Genomic DNA, 18,205 nt, shown 5'->3' with positions numbered 1-18,205 from the left:
GATCATGCCACCGGCCAGGCACGACGCCTCACCCGCTATCACGCACCAACTCGTAAGCCTCGATCGGCCCTGGCGGGCGGCTGACGGAGTGTCGACGGCCGGACCCGTCTGAAGTCGTCCCGCAGATAACGCCCTATGCCGGAGCTTGGTTCATCACCTGCGGCGAAGTTCTTCGGGCCGTACGTGAGGCGGCCCTGTTATCCGTGGCAAGGGGGAAGCGGTGCCCACCGTCGTGCAACTGCCGGCCGGGAAGGCGTTGACCGTCCGCGCCGCGGCCGACGCCTTCCTCGCCTCGCTCCGCAACCCGAACACCGTTCGTAGCTACTCGACCGGGGTCGGCAAAACTGCCGAGCGGATCGGGGAGGCCCGCCCGCTGAGGTCGGTCGCGGACGACGAGATCGGCGAGGCCCTGGAATTGCTGTGGGGCACTGCGGCGGTCAACACCTGGAACGCCCGCCGGGCGGCGGTGCTGTCCTGGCTGGGGTGGTGTGCGGAGTTCGGCTACGACAGTCCGGCGGTTCCGGCCTGGACGAAGCGGCTGGCGGTGCCGGACTCCGAGACCCCGGCCCGCTCGAAGATGGCCGTGGACCGGCTCATCGCCCGCCGGGAGGTCCACCTGCGGGAGAAGACCCTGTGGCGAATGCTCTACGAGACCGCCGGGCGGTCCGAGGAGATCCTCGGAGTCAACATCGAGGACCTGGACCTCGGCGCCCGCCGCTGCCCGGTGAAGGCCAAGGGCGCCCGGAGCAAGGCCCGGCGGCGCGGGCAGGCGCGCGAGGACTTCGTGCTGGAGACGGTGTACTGGGACGCGGGCACCGCCCGGCTCCTGCCCCGGCTACTCAAGGGCCGCACCCGCGGACCGGTGTTCGTCACCCACCGCCGCCCCGGCCCGGGGAAGGTCGTCAGCCCGCGCGACGTGTGCCCGGACACCGGCCTGGCCCGCCTCTCCTACGGTCAGGCTCGCGCCCTGCTGGACGAGCACACCGCCGTGCGCGGTGCGGGAAGCGGCTGGGACCTGCACGAGTACCGCCACTCCGCCCTGACCCACCTCGGCGAGCAGGGTGCCTCCCTGCTGATGCTCATGGCGAAGTCCCGGCACAAGAAACCGGAGAACGTCCGCCGCTACTTCAAGCCGTCCCACGAGGCGATCTCCGAGCTGACGAGTCTGCTCGCGCCCGGCGACGCGCGCCGCTGACCCTGTCGCCGGGCTGTCCTGGCGTGGACGGTCCACGCCAGGACAGTTTTTCAGGCGGTGGTGAGCCGTTCGACGAGGGTGTCCAGCGCCGGCGTCGCAGCGCCGTCGTCGGCGGCGAGTCGGCGGGCCTGCTGGAAGAACTCGATGTCCTGCCGGTTGACCTTGCCGCCGTGGTGGTAGGCGTTGAACGCGGCGAGGTCAATGGGCATGCAGTCCTGCGCCTGCTGCCGGAGGAACCCCGTCACGCTGGCCGCGTCGGTCTCCTCGGCGGCGGCCCGACCGGCTTCCCCGAATACGGACAGCCGCTGGATCTCCCGCGTGCTCTCCACACCGACCTGCCAGGTCTCGTCGTCCAGGTCGATCTCCTGCAGCGGTCGCCATCCGAGGAGGCTCCAGGCCAGCATGGGTGCGAGGAGCGCGGCAGCCAGCGCGAGCTGCCCGGCCGGCATGCTCACCGCTGCGGGCACCCCTTCGCCGGAGTGCAGGGAAGTGAACGCGGCGGTGAGCTCGGGGGAGCTGTCCTCCAGTATGAAGCCCGCCGGGGACGTGTGACTGAAGGCGTAGTCCGCCGTCGCGATCAGGTCCTTGTCGACCGTGGGGTCCAGCGGCAGCTTCGCGGCGCTCACCTCGTGGATCAGCGCGCCGGTGCTGCCCAGGGCGACCTGGTCGTCGGCGAGCCCGGACTGCTGGACGAACCAGGGCTGCACCTGGAGGCCGATGGTCGCCAGCACCACCTTGGTGTCGGTGCCGCGGTAGGCGCGGCCGATCTCGCTCACCAGGCGCAGCCCGGCCTCGGCGCGCAGCGCGGCCCCGTCGAGGGTCACGATGAGGAAGTCGGCCGTGCGCTGCGACAGCTCTGCGGGGTCGGTGATCACGTCGTAGTCGGAGAAGTGGTGCAGGGTGTGGTCGTTGTAGGAGTACAGGGCCTGGGGGCGGGCGAGCTGCTCGCGGCGGTGGGGCCGTACCAGGAAGGTGACGTCGGCGCCCGCCCGGCTGAGGTCGTAGCCGGCCAGGACGCCTACCGACCCGGCGCCGACGATGATCACGGATGCGGTGTGTGCCGTGTTGCTGGAGATGGTCTTCCTCCGAAGTGGTGACGCTCGCGGCGTCGGGGGTGGCTTGGCGGATGCCGGCGACTGACAGGGAACACCAGAACCGGAATTCCGTTTCCGCATCGTACCGGAAGCGGAGTTCGATTTCCGCATTGGTAGACTGCCCCCATGCCTGATGCGCTCCACCAGCCGGTCCGACGAGATGTGGCCCGCAACCGCGCCCGCCTGCTGAGCGCGGCCAGCCGGCTCTTCAGCGTGCGGACCGACGTCACGCTGACCGACGTCGCCCGCGAGGCCGACGTCGGCGTCGGCACGGTCTACCGGCACTTCCCCACCCTGGATGACCTGATCGACGCCCTGGGCAGCGAGCGGCTGGGCGAGGCCGTCCAGATTGCGCGCACCGCAGCCGCCGACCCCGACGGATGGCGGGGCCTGACACGGTTCCTGGAGGAGTCGCTGGCCCTGCAGGCGCAGAACGGCTGGCTGCGCGCCCTGGTCAAGACCGGCGAGTGCGAGAACGAGCAGATGGACCAGGCGCGCGAGGACATCGCCCCCCTGATCGAGCAGATGACGGCCAGGGCACGGGCTCAGGGCAGCCTGCGGCCCGACGTCGAAGCCTGCGACATCACCCTCGTCCAGCTCGCCCTGCTGGCCGTGCTGGACGCGACGCGGGACACCTCGCCCGACCGGTACCGCCAGCACCTCGCCTTCCTCCTGGCCGGCATCCGCGCCGACGGACCGGGCGTGCGGTCAACGCTGTGACCAACGGTGCCGGTACTGCCCGCGGGGCAACCGGAAGGAGCACGCTGCGGACCTACCGGTCTGCCCGCGCTCACCTCTTCGGCGGCGTGCTTGTCGCGCAGGGAGCGCAGGCCGTCGGGCAGGTCGGGGAGCTGGAAGGAGTAGCGCCCGAGCACGTTGATGTGGTGGCGTACGAACGGCGAGAGGCGGGCGACGTCCTCGTCGCGGACGTCGAAGCCGTCCGCACGGAGCTGGTTCACCGCGGCGTCCATGTACCGGGTGTTGAACAGGACGACGGCGTTGAGGACCAGCCCGAGCGCGCCGATCTGGTCCTCCATGCCGTCCTTGTAGCGCTGGTAGAGCTGCCCCTGCCTGCCGTGGAAGATCTTCCGGGCGAGGGCGTGGCGGCTCTCCTGGAGGTTGGCCTGGCTCTTGATCTGGCGGCGGTAGCCGGGTTCGTCGGCCAGGCGCAGGATATGCAGGGACTTGGCGATCCGTCCGTAGTGCGCGATCGCGTCGCCGAGCGGGGTGGGGCGCCCGTCCCGCGACAGCATGCGGATCACGTCGTACGCGCGCACGGCGCCGGTGTGGATGGAGCCGATGATGCGGAGGATGTCCTCCCACCAGCGCTCAATCCGGGCGAGGTCGACCCGGCCGCGGGCCGCTTCCTGGAAGGCGCCGTAATCGGCGGTGCGGTCGATGCGCCACATCTTCTGGTCCGGCAGGTCCGCGAGCTGCGGCGCGTACGCGAACCCGGCGAGGGTGAGGAGTCCAAAGACAATGTCGCTGTACGAGGCGGTGTCCGTGACGATCGTCTCCGGACGCTTGCCGCCGTCCCGGTCGTAGAGGACGTCCAGCACGTACAGGGAGTCGCGCGGGGTGCCGGCCACCACCTTCCCGCCGAGCCCCGCCGCCTGGTCGTTGATCATGTTCAGCCAGGTCGCGCCGCCCCGGCGCCCGAAGTACTTGGGGTTGGGGCGGGCGTACACCGAGGGGACGGGGACGACGAACCGCATGCCGTCCACGGAGGCGACCAGCCCGCCGCCCCACGTCTGAGCGAGGCCGATGGATGCCTGGTGCTCGATGAGCGTGGCGTTCGCGGCCCGGTAGGTGGCCAGCCGCAGATACGTCTGGTCGACGTGCGACAGCGTGCCGTACTTCAGCGCGCCGAGACCGCCGATGACCGGCGTGTAGCCGACGTTGCAGCCCTGCGCGACAAGCAGCGCGGCGACCGTCACGTGCAGGTCCTTGAGCCTGGCCTCGCCGCCGGTGATCGAGGTGAACGCCTGGTCGGCGCCGGTCCACGAGAACACTTCCAGCAGGACCTCCGGCAGGTCGACGCGGGGCATCATCGCCTCCACCGCCTTCCGCAGGCCGGTCAGGGAGGCGGGTTCGGGCTCCGGCTGAAGGGTGGCGAAGTGCAGGCGGCCGTCGTCGTCAAAGACGGTCTGGGAGGTCGCCGGCACCCGTCCGGCGACCTCCCGGTAGGTGCCGTCCAGCAGCGCGGCCCGCGCCGCCAGGTGCTCCCCGGCCTCGGCGGGCAGGTTGAGGGAAGCCAGCACGGTCGGGCGGACCTGCTCCCACGCCTCGCCGTCCAGCAGCTTCGCCCGCGGGTCGCCCCACTTCGAGGAGTTCTTCGCGAACACCTCCCGCCGGCGCAGCAGCCGGTGGAAGGACTCCAGCACGCAGAACACGTACGCCTTCCAGTCCACCGTGCCCGGCTCCAGGTACGGCGCGCTCAGCACCAGCCGCTTCCACGAGCCCACCAGCAAGGACGTGTCGATCTCGTCGGGGCTCACCTTCTTGCGCCCCATCAGGTCGGGCAGCGACTTCAGCGCCTTGAGGACCGGCAGGCCCTCTGGGGTGGCGCCGAAGTCGACGACCTGGACCAGGAGCGCCAGGAACGGCCGCACGGTGGGGAACCGGGTGACCAGCATCGTCCGCCATGCCTCGTACGCGTCCGAGTCGATCGGCGGCGCCAGCTCGAACAACGCGGCGATCGCGGCGGCCAGCTCCTCGCGCGGCACCACCTCCTCGATCCGCTCCCACATCGCCGTCAGGGTCGCCACCTGAGGCGGACTGATCTCCCCGGACTCGGTGTCGACCTGCTCGCTCGTGGTGTCGAACACGACCCGGAACGCGGTCGCCAGCCTGATCCCGGCCCGCTCCATCCTCGGCAGCGTCTTCAGCTTCTGCTTCGCCGTCTCCCGCTCCGCCCGCGCGAGCAGCCTCGTCGCGATCAGCACCTCCAGCAGGTCCAGCGCGTCGTCGACCGCCCTGCTCGTCAGGTAGACCGCGGTGGCCAGCAGCGTGGCCAGGCGCCGGGAGTCGCCGTGGCGCCGCAGCAGGGACGCCTTGCCGTCCACGCCGTACCGCGACAGCTCCGCCAGCCGCCGCGGCGGTATCCCGGAGACATCCAGCTCACCCATCCCGAACACGTCGATCTCCGCCGCCCGCTCAAGCGCCCACTTCATCTGCGGCCCGGAGATCCGCACCGGACCGCGCCGCAGCCGGTCCAGCTCCGACACCCGCGCACCGGGCGGCACGGTCAGCAGGGAGTCGAGCACCGCCCGCTGACCGGTGCTCAGCAGCCCGTGAAGGCTGTCCCACAGCCGCTGGTTCGCCGCCTCCCGACCGAGGGCCGGGCGAGGGTCGTCACACCGGGCAGCAGCACCCGCCGCTCACGCAGCCACCCCACCGCCGCGTCAAACAACGCCTTCGGGCCCTCTCCGGTCGTCCACGCCCGCGCGTCCACCCACACCCGCAACTCGGCTTCTGCCTCGGCGAACTCCGTGTACTCCAGGAGCTTCCGCAGCTCACGAACGTGGGCCAGCCGGGTGTTCTCGCGTTCCCCATACGCCTTGAGCGCCGACGCGTCCGCGATGCCGAGCTGCTCGGCGACGCCGCGTGGTAGTCGACGACTTCGGCCGACACGTCGGTCGGATCGTCCAGGAACACCCCGAGGTAGCGCGCGGTCGTGAGCTGGGCCGCGAAGCCCAGCCGGTTGTGGGACCGCCGCTTGCCCTCGATCAGCTCCCGGTCCGCGTCGTCCAGGAAGAAGAACCGCTCCAACTCCGTACGGGACGGCGCCCCGTCGTACGCCGCGTACGCAGCGGCTTGCGCATCCGTCAGAAACTCGACCGGCACCCCGGACCTCCACACAGTCAATGATCAACACGACTGCTGAAGGCTCCGCTCTCGAAGAAGTCCAGGTCAAAGCGCTCTCAGGTGCGCGGGGGGGGGCTTAGCGCCGGTTTTCGTTCCGATGTTCCTCGACCCCCATGTCGCCGCCGACGGCTGGGATGCGGCCGTCGGGGCTGACGGCAAGCGCTGACCGCCTCGGCAGTGTCGCCGAGCGGTGGCAGGAAGACGTTGCGCAGCACGCCCTCGCGGTGTTTCAGCGCTACGCCCGCCGACTGCCGGTCGGCCAGGCCCGATGAGCAACCTGGATGAACCCGGCCCGAGCGCCGACGGTCCCGCCATTCATTCAAGGTCGGTTACCGCCGGCACTCATGAGAACTCAGTCACAGCCGGCACCTGGGGCCTACCGTCCATTGGATACTGTTCAGCGGCATAAGTGCGACTGTGTCCGTTCCGCTGCACTGAGTACCGCACACCGGAGTGCCACTGATGACACTTTCAAGAAGCCGGGTGCGGGGACGGGGACACGGTCGCTGAGGTGCGGCGACAGGTCCGCGCCCAACTGCTCGCAATGAAGCGCGCTGCCATCACAGACAGGCGTCCGAGCTCCGGCACGATCGCGAGCCGCCGGAAGGCAAGTAGGAACGTGACCATCCAGACATCCCAGATACCAGGCGTGGCGAACCTGCCCGCTGCCCTGACCACGTTCGTGGGCAGGCGCCAGGACCTCGCCGAGGTACGCGGCCGTCTGGGGGCGACGCGGCTGCTGACGCTCACCGGCGTGGGCGGAGTGGGCAAGACGCGGCTGGCGCTGGAGGTGGCCGCCGCGTCGGCGCCGGACTTCGCGGACGGGGTGTGGCTGGTGGACCTGGCGGCCGTGCGGGACCCGGCTCTGGTGGCGAACGCCACCGCAGCTGCCCTGGGGGTGCCGGATCTGGGCGTCAGGCCGATCGCCGACCAACTCGCCGCCTTCCTGACCCACCGCACGCCGCTGATCGTGCTGGACAACTGCGAGCACCTGGTCGACGCCTGCGCCGAGCTGGCCCATGCGCTGTTGTCGGGCACCCCGGGACTGAGCATCCTGACGACAAGCCGCCGGGCGCTGGGAATCTTCGGCGAGCACGTCTTCGCCGTACCTCCGCTGGCCCCGGACGACGCGGTGGAACTGCTGCGGGACCGGACCCGCGCCGTACGCCCGGGCTTCGAGATCACCGACGGCAACCGCGCCCAGGTCTTCCGGCTGTGCGCCGACCTGGACGGGTTGCCGCTGGCCATCGAACTGGCCGCGTCCCGGCTGCGGACCCTCAGCGTCGATGAGGCGGTGAACCGGCTGGAGGACCGCTTCGGGCTGCTCACCAGCGGCAACCGGACCGCCCGGCCGCACCAGCAGACGCTGCGCGCGCTGATCGACTGGAGTCACGAGTTGTGCGCCCCCGCCGAGCGGCTGCTGTGGCACCGGCTGTCGGTCTTCGCCGGCGACTTCGGCCTGGACGCGGTCGAGGCCGTCTGCGCGGGCGATGGCATCGACAGGAGCGAGGTGCTCGATCTCTTGGACCAGTTGGTCGTCCAGTCCGTCGTCCTGCCCACCGAGCAGAACGGCCTGCCACGCTACCGGCTGCTGGAGACCGTCCGCCAGTACGGGCGGGAGCGGCTCGCCGAGTCCGGCGAGGAGCAGCGGGTGCTGCGTCGACACCACGATTTCTACCTGGCCCTCGCCGAGGGCATCGCCGACGGCTGGTCCGGCCCGGGCCAGTGGGAGAGCCTGACCCGGCTGTGTGTGGAGCATGCCGATCTACGCGCGGCGCTGGCCCATGGCGGCGACCCGCAGGCCACCCTGGCGCTCGTCGGCGCACTGCGCTTCCACTGGTGCTGGGGCGGGTTCATCGGTGAGGGACGCCACTGGCTCGACCGGGCGCTTGCCGCCGCGCCCGAGCCCACCCCTGCTCGGGCCAGGGCGCTGTGGGTCGCCGCCTGGGTGGCGGCGCTGCAAAGCGATCATGCGGCGGCCTACAGGTGGCTGGACGAGGCCGAAGACCTGGGCGAACGGCTGGGCGACTCCGTAGTGTGCGCACACGTCCAGAACCTCCGCGGCTCTTTGGCGCTGTCCGGCGGCCGGCTGGACGAGGCCGTGTCCTTCTTCGAGGCGGCGGTGGCCACTTACACGGAAACGGGCGAGGAGATCGGCGCGGTCTACGCGCTGCTGCAGATGGGCACCGCGCAGTCCCACCTGGGGGATCCGCGCGCCACGCAGACCTGCCGACAGGCAGTCGCCCTCGCCGAAGCACACGGTGGGTGGCTGGCCCACGCCCACGCGCTGTGGACGCTCGGCTACAACGCCTGGATGCGCGGCGACCACGAGGAGGCATCGGCTCTGATCCGGACCGCGCTGGAGAAGGAGCGCGGCTTCAACGACTGCATCAGAGTCGCGCTGATGCTGGAGGAGCTGGCCTGGGTCACCGCCGCACGCGGCGACCGGGAGGAGGCGGGACGCCTGCTGGGTACCGCCCGCACCCTGTTGCGGGACACCGGCACAACCCTCTCCGCGTTCGGCCCGCACATGGTCGAACAGCACACCCGGTGCGAGGACGACGTCGTACGGACCCTGGGCCGGGCGGCGTACGAGAAGGCCCTCACCGAGGGCGCCGAGCACCGCTGCCCCGAAGAGGCCATCGCCTACGCCCTGCGCACCAGGTCCGAGCCGACTGCCACAGCCCCCGTCCCGAGCCCCCTGACCGCCCGGGAGCGGGACGTGGCCGCGCTGGTGGCCGACGGCTTGAGCAACCGGCAGATCGCCTCGGCCCTCGGACGCTCCCCGCGCACGGTCGACGGCCACGTCGAGAACATCCTGGCCAAGCTCGGCTTCGCCTCCCGCGCCCGGATCGCGTCCTGGTGGACAGCGAACCAGGCGCCCGACGCGTAGGACAACCCCGTAGAAATACCCGATCCGGGTCCCACCCGGGGCCCGTACAAATACCCATGGTTTCGGGGAAACCCCTCACTGAGCCTTTCGGCATGACTGACACCGAAGCGCGGGGGCATCTCCCCCGGAGATCATTCCTCAGCAGTGCCATCGCCGTGGTGGCCGCCAGCACGCTGGCCGGCGGCGCGGTGGTCGCCGCCGGCGCAACCGCCGTCGCCGCGACCGGCGCGAACGTCACCTGGCGCATCACCAGCGAGCCCGCCGACGCCAGGACCGGCTACGCCAAACTGCTCAACGACATCAGGCGAGCGCTCGGCGCAAGAGTCGACTCCTTGGGCGGCCCCCCTGTCGACGTCACCGACCGGAACGGAGCCAGCCAGTACATCACCATCGACCTGCACGCCGAGGACAGGACCGAGTTCGTCCGGTTGTTCATGCGCCGGTCGGACTCCTACATCATGGGATGGCGGGCCGGCGTCGAGGACGGCGTCGGTACGGTCACCTGGGGCAACTTCTTCACCCTGGACTCCGCAGCGGCGCCCGGCGGCGCCTCGGCACTGCCGGGCGCCACGACCTCCAACACAAGGACGAACTACCAGACCCTGGGTACCTACACCGAACTCGCGCGGCAGGGCGCCTCGCGCGACGGTATGCAGATCAGTCCCGCCAGCCTCAGCACCGCCGTGCGGAGGCTGCAGGGCGCCGACGGCAGCTTGACGGGAATCACGACCCAGGAGGTTGCCCAGGCAGTCCTCCAGGTGATCGTGGGGGTCGCCGAAGCCTCTCGGTTCCGGGAGCAGGCGCGTCAAACCGCCTCGGCGTTCGGCAACGGCGTGGCGTTCGGCCTCACCTTGACGCACCAGGCTTTCCACAACAACTGGGGTCGGCTCAGCAGGTCGTTCCTCCTGGCGGTCATGGCGGGGACCGCCGCCTTCGCGGCTCCTGTCGAGATCGCCGGCATCATCATCGGGACCACCGTCGCCGCCGCGGCCTGGCTCATGACGGCCCACCACTCGGACATCGACACCAAGGGAAGGCACTTGGCCGAGGGCAGCCTGCTGTATGTTTCGCAGGACGGCACCGGCGACCACTGGACCGTACAGGACGCGATCAACGACGTTCCCGACAGCGGCGCGAACACCATCCTCATCGACAAGGGCGTCTACCACGAGGTCCTCAGCGTCTCCAGCAGCAAGTCCTGGCTGACGATCAGGGGCGTCACCGGCATCCGCGGGGACGTTGTCATCTACAACACCAGGTGCCACGGGATGATCAACCCCGCGACCGGCCTGAAGTACGGCACTCAGGGCAGCGCTGTGGCCACCTTCAGGCCGCCCAACCTGACCGTCAAGGACCTCACGATCAGCAACACGTTCGACCGCGCGGCCCACCCGGAGATCAGCCCGTACGAGACCCAGGCCGTCGCGGTCGCCGCCATGGGTGACCGGCAGGTGTTCGACAACGTCGCGATCCTGAGCCGTCAGGACACCCTGCTCGTCAAGGGGGAGACGCCCACGACGCAGGCCCGGCAGTACTTCTACAACTGCCTCATCCGGGGCGACGTGGACTTCGTCTTCGGCAACGCCACCGCGGTGATCGACCGGTCCCAGTTGGTCATGTACCAATGGCCCGGCGGCACCATGCTGGCGCCGAACACCGACAACAGGAAGAAGTACGGAATCCTCGTCACCCACAGCTGGGTGATCTCCAACAACGTGCCAGCGCGTTCGATGTACCTCGGCCGACCGTGGAACAACACCACGGAAGCCTGGCCCCAGGCGGTGGTCCGTAACACCAACATCTACCCCCACATCAACGAGACGCACCCATGGACCGACATGGTCCCCCAGTACCCCTGGTCGTGGGCCCGGCTCAGGGAATACCAGAACACCGGCCCCGGAGCCGGCGTCGGCTCCAACGCGCCGCAGCTGACCGACGCCGAGGCCGCCGACTACACCGCCCAGAAGTACCTGGCCGGCACCGACGGCTGGAACCCGGTCCGGTGACCCGACTGAAGGTGACGGGCACAACGCCCACCGGCGGAGTCCGCGTCCTCGCGGCGCGGTGAACCACGGCGCGGGGCCGGGACAGCACACGCCGTCCCGGCCCCGCTTCCGCGTCCTCCGCGAGCCCGGTGCCCCCTGCCGCCCGCGCACTCCCCACACTCTGGAACGACGACGACCGCTACATCGCCTCCTACGTCTCCGACCACGCCGCTGCCACCTCACCGGCGACAGCGGCCACATCGACGACGACGGCTACGTCTTCGTCATGGGCCGCACCGACGATGTCATCAACGTCGCCGCCACCAGCAGCATGGAACAGGCTTGGCCGCCCATCCCGACGTCGCCGAGTGCGCTGTCATCGGCGTGGCCGACCCTCTGAAGGGACAAGTGCCGCACGGCTTCGTCGTCCTGAAGCGGGGACCGACCGCGAACCGAGCGAGGTCGAAGCCGAGCTCGTCCAGCTCGTACGCGAACGCATCGGCGCGGTCGCCTCCCTCAAGGACGTCGCGGGCGTGGCCGCCCTGCCCAGGACGCGCTCGGGGAAGATCCTGCACAAGACGATGCGCGGCATCGCCGGCAGCCACGACGAGCCCATCCCCTCCGTGGTGGACGACCCCGGCGTCATCGAGGTCCTGCGCCCTGTTCTCCGCCGCGCCGACTACATTCCGTGAACGGTCGGTTCTCGCCCACCGGACTCCATGGGGCACGACCCGCCGCAGGACTGCATGACTCCCCCGGGGCACGCCGTCGGCCTGTGGGTGGCCCATCAGGGGACGTGCAAGGACAAGGGGCTCACCCCCTCATGGCCTGCGTCACAGGCACCGGACCGTGTGGAGGACCTCTGCACCGAGAAGGAGTTCATGGGCGAGCGCATGGGCCCCATTGACGGCTCCGGCACCCAGCGAGCCGATGCCCTGTCAGTGCAAGCCTGGCCGGTGTTGAAGGTGCAGGTGAAGCGCCGAGCCGCCGGTCCGCCAAGGGGTCGGCGAACCGGCGGCGTCAATCCGGCCGATGCGGTCAGATCACTTGACGGTGCGGTAGGCATTGATCAGCGTCTGGGTGACGCTGTTGCCCTTGGTGTCGGTGGCCGTGGCCTTGAACGACACGGAACCGGGGGTCTTCGGCTGGGTCAGCGTCACAGACCGCTTGCCGTCGGTCGCAGTGTGGACCGCCGTGCTCTTCCAGGTGCGCCCACCGTCGTAAGAGACCTCGACGGCCAGCGACTTGAGGGCGCCCGGAGCGGCCGCTGGGCCCTGGACCACCAGCGGGACGGTGATGCGGGTCCCTGCCTTGGCGGTGCTGTCCAGGCCGAGTTTCGGGGTGAAACGGACGACGGACAACGGCATGGTGGCGAAGTCGTCGGGCGAGGGCCGCAGAGTGAAGTCCCAGACTGTGGAGACGCGGGTGCCGACGCGGTACACGGCGGCCTTGCGGGTCGCGTCCATGCTGAGCCGATAGCGGGCGGTGCGGTTGCTCAGCCCGCTACCTCCTTGGAGGTTGTCGCACAAGTCCTGTTTCTCGTCGAGGAGGACGGTGTTGCCCATGGTGAACCGGGTGCGATACGCGGCTTCGGAAGGGCCGAGGTAGCCGGTGTGGCCCGCGCCGTCGCTGAACAGGGGCACACAGATCCCATAGTTGGACCCCATGTACTGTCCGCCGTAGCCCTCGGGCAGGGACGGGCCGAACACAGCGGTGTTGAAGTTCTTCTCCCGGTAGGTGCGGCCGGGCTGATAACGGTGGAACGCACCCTCCCAGTACCCCAACAGGGAATCGGTCTTGGTGCCGAGGGTCGTAGCCACTTTCCAGCGCATGCCCCCTTCCGCGGATACGTAGTTGATCGCTGAGCCGTACGGCGCCTTCCGCGCGACTCCGGCAAGTTCGGGAACGTTGATGTCCTCTTCCCAGCCAGGTACGGTCCAGGCGGCGCTGGGCGTGACCCGGGCGCCCGCCGGGACGGGCCCCGTGGCGGTGACGATCTTCGCCAGGCCGCGTGCGGAGACGGTTCGGTTCAGTCCGGTGAACATCGATCCCTTACGGGTGACGACGAGGCCGTACAGCGGATCGGTGGCTCCGCGCTGCCAGATCCCGCCGTACTGGACGACGAAGTCCTTCGAGGGCGCGGACGGCCCGGCCTGGGCCACCCGCACGGTGTCGTAGTCGTCCGCGAACAGACCGTTGTAGTACCCGGTCCCGGGGGTACCGGCCGCGAAGAGCAGCTGCGCACTGCGCAGACGTGCCCGTGCGTCGGGCGCGGTGACGCGGATGGGCTTGGCGGTGCGGGCGTCAAGGGTCAGTACGTGGTCCTTGCCCATCACCAGCCGGGGCGTCACCAGCCAGGACAGCTCGGAGCGGCTCCCGTTGTCATCCTCCATCATGGTGTCCACCGTGTAACGCCCCTTGGGCAGCCGGACGGTGACGACGCCGTCGCCGTCCTTGTCGCCGAAGTCGTAGGGCAGGTACAGCCGGGGCCGGTCCAGGTCGGCGATGGCCACCGTGGTGTTCTTGGCGGGCTTTCCGTCGCGACCGGTGACCTTCAGGGTCAGCGTGTACGACCGCACCTCGCGCACAACACCGACGGGGGTGCGCACCGTTTGCCCGCCGCCCGTCGCGGTCACCGAGGCGGACCAGAGCCCGTCGGCCAGCCCACCGGTGCGCGTGTCGGCCGTGACGGTCGCGTCCGCTGTGCCGCCGGCCGGGATGGTCAGCCGTGCCGGCGAGACGCTGAACAAGGCCGCGGACGCGGTGCGGCCGCTCGGGCCGACCGGATCAGCCATCGACAGGTCGAGTGTGACCGGGCGGTCACTGAGGTTGCTGTAGGCGAGGGTGCGACGGACCGGCTGGTCGTCGCCGTGCGGCCACTGCTGGACACCGAGATCGAGGGAGGCGGGCTCGGTGCTCACCTCCTGCCGGATGGCCTGGCTGAGATCGACCCGGCCGGCCCCCGCCGCATAGGCGCTCTGCCCGGCAAGCGGCTTGGCGGAGGCCATCAGGGCGGCCTTGAGGCGCTGGCCGGTCCAGTCGGGATGCTGCTGGGCGACGATGGCGGCGGCACCGGCCACCGCCGGGGTGGCCATCGAGGTGCCGGAATAGGCGACATAGCCGGGGATCGGGCCATCGCCCCCCGGGCTGTGGGCGGCCTTGGCCGCGACGATTTCCACGCCGGGTGCGGACAGGTCGGGCTTCATGGCGTTGTCGGCGGTCGGCCCTCGGCTGGAGAAGTCGGCGAGGCGGTCCTCGCTGTCCACGGCGGCCACGGTGAGCGCCGACTCCGCGGAGCCCGGAGAGCCGACCGTGGCGTCGTCGGGTCCCTCGTTGCCCCCGGCGATGGTGAACAGGGTGCCGGAGGACTTCGACAGGCCGTTCACCGCCTGCTCGATCGGGTCCACGCCGATGGAGTCCGTGCCGCCCAGGCTCATGCTGACGATCTTGGCCTTCTGCTGCACCGCCCACTGCATGCCGGCGATGATCCCCGAGTCCGAGGCGGTGGCGCCGTCGAAGACCTTGCCGACGAGCAGCCGGGCGCCGGGCGCGACGCCCATGTATCGGCCATCGCTCCTGGCACCTGACCCGACAATGGTGGAGGCCACATGTGTGCCGTGGCCGTCGGTGTCGTCCGTGGTGCCGCTGCCGCTGAAGTCCTCGGCCTTGACGATGGCCCCCTTCACGTCGGGGTGCGTGGCGTCGATGCCGGTGTCCAGGACCGCCACGTTGACGCCCTTGCCGTCGTAGCCCGCCTTCCACGCCACCGGCGCGCCGATCTGGACTGGGCCGCCCTCGGGATCGGGGTCGCCCGCCTTCCTCGCCACCGTGAAGCCGCGGTCCGCGGGGAGTTTCCTGCGGCCGTCCAGCCAGACCCGGTCGACGCCGGGGGCGGTCTCCAAGGCGATGGCCCGACCGGCGAGACGGTCGGTCAGCGCGGCCAGGACCCGACCCATCCGCGCCTTGGGCGCGGCGATCGACTCCCCGCGCACCGCGGGCAGCCGGCGTTGCACATCGGCTTCGGCGGCGCGCAGCGCCCGCTGGGCGGCGCCCTGCGCGGCGCCCTTCCTGTACGTCACGATCAGCGGCAGACTTCGCCGGTGGGCGTCGTCGTAGTCGGCGGCGGCGAGCCCCGTCACGTCGAACAGCCTCCGGTCCAGACGGCCTTCGGCCAGCAGGCCGACGACATCCACGGGAGTCACATACGTGTGCCCGGCGAAGCGCTGCACGGACACCGGTATCCCGGAGCGTCCCGGGCCGCGCCTGACTTCCGTGACCCTGCCCCTGGCGTCCAGTGCCACCGTGTCCCCGGTGATCAGCGTGATCCGCTCGACCGTACGGCCCACCGTGCCCTGCACAGACGGCGGAGCCCCCGCACCGCCGTCAGCTCCTGCCCCCGGCACAGCTGTCGCAGGCAGCGCCCCGCCGACCATGCCCAGCAGGGCTGCGGAGGCGACACCCGCACAAACCGCCCTGCGTATCGTTCCTCTTCTGCTTCCGCCTTCCCATGCCACCCAATCGATTCCCTTCCGGACAGGCCTGTGCACCACAGGACATGAGTGGATGTCACGGTCCGCCCTCTGGCGACCGCCGGGTCCGACTCTTGCCTGGGGGGGCAGCCCGGCACCTCACCCGAACGGCCACGCCTTCTCGTCCGATCGGTAGATGGCACAGACGGTCAAGGAAGGGAAACTGGTGAAGGGATGTCAGTGAAGACGTACGGGTGGCTCCACGAAGACGGCTCCGGTGCGCTCCGGTCGATCCGCGGTGGGGCCGGCTCACTCCGCCGGCAGCAGGCCGCCGTCATGAGCGAGGATCGCGGCCTGGACACGGTTGGCACAGCCCAACTTGGTAAGGATGTGCCGCACATGTGTCTTCACAGTGCCCTCGCCCATGTGGAGCCTTCTGCCGATCCCTGCGTTGGACAGCCCGAGGCCGACCAGCACGAGCACGTCCTGCTCGCGGGCGGTCAGGACCTCCATCAGCCGTCGCGCCTCGGAGGTCCGTCGCGCATGGCTGATCACGTACTGTTCGATCAGTCCCCGGGTGATGCGCGGGGAGAGGATGGCGTCGCCGCGCGCGGCAACGCGTACCGCCTGGATGAGTTCCTGAGGGCCGGTGTCCTTCAGCACGAAGCCCGCGGCGCCGGCCTCGAGCGCGCGGGTGATGTACTCGTCCTCACCGAACGTGGTGAGCATGACGACCTGTACCGACGGGGCCAGGGCAGCCAGCCGCTCGGTGGCGGCGAGGCCGTCCACGCGCGGCATCCGGATGTCCATCAACACCACGTCGATGCGGTGGCTGACGGCGAGGTCGACCGCCTCGGCGCCGTCGGCGGCCTCGGCGACCACCTCGATGCCTTCGGCGTGGGCCAGGACAAGGCGCAGGCCCGCCCGCATCAACGCCTCGTCGTCGGCCAGCAGCACTCGGATCGGCCCGGTCGAATCATCGCTCATACCCATCGCGCCCTACCGACCTTCGCTGACACCGTCGCCGATGTCGTAGTGGTCCATGCCGATCAGACGGTCCTCGCGAAAACAGAACCGAACGATCCTGACCTGACCATCCCTCAACCATTCCTCTGAGTACATACAGGCGCCGGGGGACGGGGGAGGCGACTCCACGATTCGTGCGGCAAACCGCGCCAGTGGCTCGTCCTGGCCGGCGACGTCGGTCACTTCCTCGCGGCTCATGCCGACCTCAACCAACTCTGACGGGGCAACTTCCAGCGACCTCCGGTACTCCGCCGAGGTCCATGGCACCGTATAGAGCGCCACGGCGACCAGCGCCGCGACACCGACCAGGGCAATGGCGAACACCGCGGATGTGACCCGGCGCACCCCATGTCCGAAAGGTGTCTGCGGTCCGGCGGCCCGAGCCGCGGCGGCAGGCGTCGTGCGGTCGTCCACGACTGCCTCCTCCCGCTGGGCACGCCGGGTGGCGGGTGCGCACCCCGTCCGCTCCCGCAGGGGCAGTTCGGCGCACAGCCGGAAACCGCCGTTCTCCGTGGGGCCGGCGGAGACATCACCGCCGAGCAGGGTCACCCGCTCCTGCACGCCGACGAGGCCCATTCCGGTACCGGAGGCGAGCGGGGTCCTGCCGGGGACCGGTTGCGGACTGCGTCCGTTGCGGAGGTCCACACGGACGGTGTCCGGGCCGCGCTCGACCTCGACCGAGACGGCCGCGCCGGACGCGTGCCGGTGCACGTTGGTCAGCCCCTCACGGACAACGCGGTGCACGGCCCGTCGCACGGGCGCGGCGACGTCGCGCAGGTCGTCTCCCTGCCACCTCAGGCCGATGTCGACGCCCGCCGATCGGGACTGCTCGACCAGCCGCGCGATGTCCGAGCGCAGACCGGTCTCCTCGACCGGCTGCAGCGCCGCGCTCTCGCGGTCCGCGGAGCGCAGAATGCCGAGGATGAGGCGCAGTTCGCGCATGGCGGTCTGGGCCGTCCCCCGGATCAGTTCGGCCTCGCCGCCGTCTCCCTTCCCGCCGTCGACTCGCGCCTTCCCGGCCGATGCCAGTTCCAGAGCCCCCGCGTACTGGGAGATGAGGCTGAGCCGGTGGCCGAGCTGGTCGTGCATCTCCTGGGCTATGCGGGACCGTTCCCGAAGGCGTGCCGTCGACTGGGCCAGCCGATAGTTCTCCTCCAGGAAGAGCGCACGGTCCCGCAGCGCGCGGATCACACGGTCCGCCGTTCCGAGCAGGGCCCGCACCGCGGCCGGCAACCCCAGGCAGACCAGCGTCGTGAACAGGTGAAAGGTGGTCACCACGGATACCGGCATGGGACTGGAGAGCAGTGCGACGCCGTAGCCGATCGCGGCGGCCGCACCCAGGACGGCGAAGCGCCGCCCCGTCGCCCGGTGCCACCCGCAGACGCTGAAGGCCGCCACCGCGACGGCGATGCCCGACGCCGGCCACCAGCCGAACATCGCGGTCGCGGCGATCACCGCGGCGGTCGGCGACCACAGCCGGAGCAGTGTGGTGAGGACCGCACCGCCAACGGACGCCCACATCCGGCTCAGCTCCGAAACGGAGTCCTCCGGCGTCCAATCGAAGGTGACCCACTGAGTGGCTGCCGCCCATGTGGTCAGCGCGACCAGGCCGAGCAGCCCGATTTCCCGCACGACCCGTTCCACCGGCCGCGCGCCTGGGGACGCAAGCGCCTGAG

9 protein-coding genes and 2 pseudogenes are annotated in these 18,205 nt (G+C 70.4%); 6 read left to right on the top strand and 5 right to left on the bottom strand.

The genetic code is table 11. The annotated features are described in order from the left end of the window. Positions 1-220 precede the first annotated feature (220 nt). The gene (locus tag L3078_RS26350; RefSeq protein WP_239756405.1) at positions 221-1,195 is read left to right on the top strand and encodes a tyrosine-type recombinase/integrase; all 975 of its coding nucleotides are present in this window, start codon (positions 221-223) and stop codon (positions 1,193-1,195) included. A 50-nt stretch (positions 1,196-1,245) separates the two neighbouring features. Here L3078_RS26350 and L3078_RS26345 read toward each other — a convergent pair whose 3' ends face one another. Further along, positions 1,246-2,241, bottom strand: coding sequence for a ketopantoate reductase family protein (locus L3078_RS26345; RefSeq protein ID WP_239756404.1), 996 nt, complete (start codon positions 2,239-2,241; stop codon positions 1,246-1,248). A gap of 174 nt (positions 2,242-2,415) precedes the next feature. On the opposite strand from L3078_RS26345, the gene L3078_RS26340 reads away from it, so the two are divergent. After that, a complete protein-coding gene (locus tag L3078_RS26340) occupies positions 2,416-3,009 on the top strand; it encodes a TetR/AcrR family transcriptional regulator (protein ID WP_239756403.1) in 594 nt (197 codons plus the stop codon). 77 nt (positions 3,010-3,086) lie between these two features. Here the strand turns inward: L3078_RS26340 and L3078_RS26335 are convergent. Beyond that, positions 3,087-6,135: pseudogene (locus tag L3078_RS26335) on the bottom strand (Tn3 family transposase); the annotation flags it as partial. A gap of 640 nt (positions 6,136-6,775) precedes the next feature. Here L3078_RS26335 and L3078_RS26325 point away from each other — a divergent pair. The 4 genes and pseudogenes from L3078_RS26325 (at position 6,776) to L3078_RS45045 (ending at position 11,726) form a co-directional block, all read left to right on the top strand. Further along, positions 6,776-9,049, top strand: a complete 2,274-nt coding sequence (locus tag L3078_RS26325; RefSeq protein WP_239756402.1) for an ATP-binding protein — start codon at positions 6,776-6,778, stop codon at positions 9,047-9,049. A gap of 92 nt (positions 9,050-9,141) precedes the next feature. Beyond that, positions 9,142-11,055 carry a pectinesterase family protein gene (locus tag L3078_RS26320; protein WP_239756401.1) on the top strand — a complete coding sequence of 638 codons (1,914 nt, stop codon included), beginning with the start codon at positions 9,142-9,144 and terminating at the stop codon, positions 11,053-11,055. A gap of 363 nt (positions 11,056-11,418) precedes the next feature. Further along, positions 11,419-11,540, top strand: a pseudogene (locus tag L3078_RS45050) (AMP-binding enzyme); the annotation flags it as partial. Between the two features lie 27 nt (positions 11,541-11,567). Beyond that, the gene (locus L3078_RS45045) at positions 11,568-11,726 is read left to right on the top strand and encodes a hypothetical protein (RefSeq protein ID WP_468165929.1); all 159 of its coding nucleotides are present in this window, start codon (positions 11,568-11,570) and stop codon (positions 11,724-11,726) included. Positions 11,727-12,077: 351 nt separating this feature from the next. Here the strand turns inward: L3078_RS45045 and L3078_RS26310 are convergent, their stop codons facing one another. The 3 genes from L3078_RS26310 to L3078_RS26300 all read right to left on the bottom strand — a co-directional run bounded on the left by L3078_RS26310 (position 12,078) and on the right by L3078_RS26300 (position 18,161). Then, complete coding sequence (locus L3078_RS26310; protein WP_239756400.1) at positions 12,078-15,392, bottom strand: S8 family serine peptidase; 3,315 nt, start codon at positions 15,390-15,392, stop codon at positions 12,078-12,080. A 420-nt stretch (positions 15,393-15,812) separates the two neighbouring features. Then, positions 15,813-16,490 carry a response regulator gene (locus L3078_RS26305; RefSeq protein ID WP_239756399.1) on the bottom strand — a complete coding sequence of 226 codons (678 nt, stop codon included), beginning with the start codon at positions 16,488-16,490 and terminating at the stop codon, positions 15,813-15,815. A gap of 12 nt (positions 16,491-16,502) precedes the next feature. Then, positions 16,503-18,161, bottom strand: coding sequence for a sensor histidine kinase (locus tag L3078_RS26300; protein WP_239756398.1), 1,659 nt, complete (start codon positions 18,159-18,161; stop codon positions 16,503-16,505). Between the last annotated feature and the right edge of the window lie 44 nt (positions 18,162-18,205).

It is taken from the genome of Streptomyces deccanensis, assembly GCF_022385335.1.
GTDB classification, from domain to species: domain Bacteria; phylum Actinomycetota; class Actinomycetes; order Streptomycetales; family Streptomycetaceae; genus Streptomyces; species Streptomyces deccanensis.
This window is presented reverse-complemented; position numbering and strand designations above follow the sequence as displayed.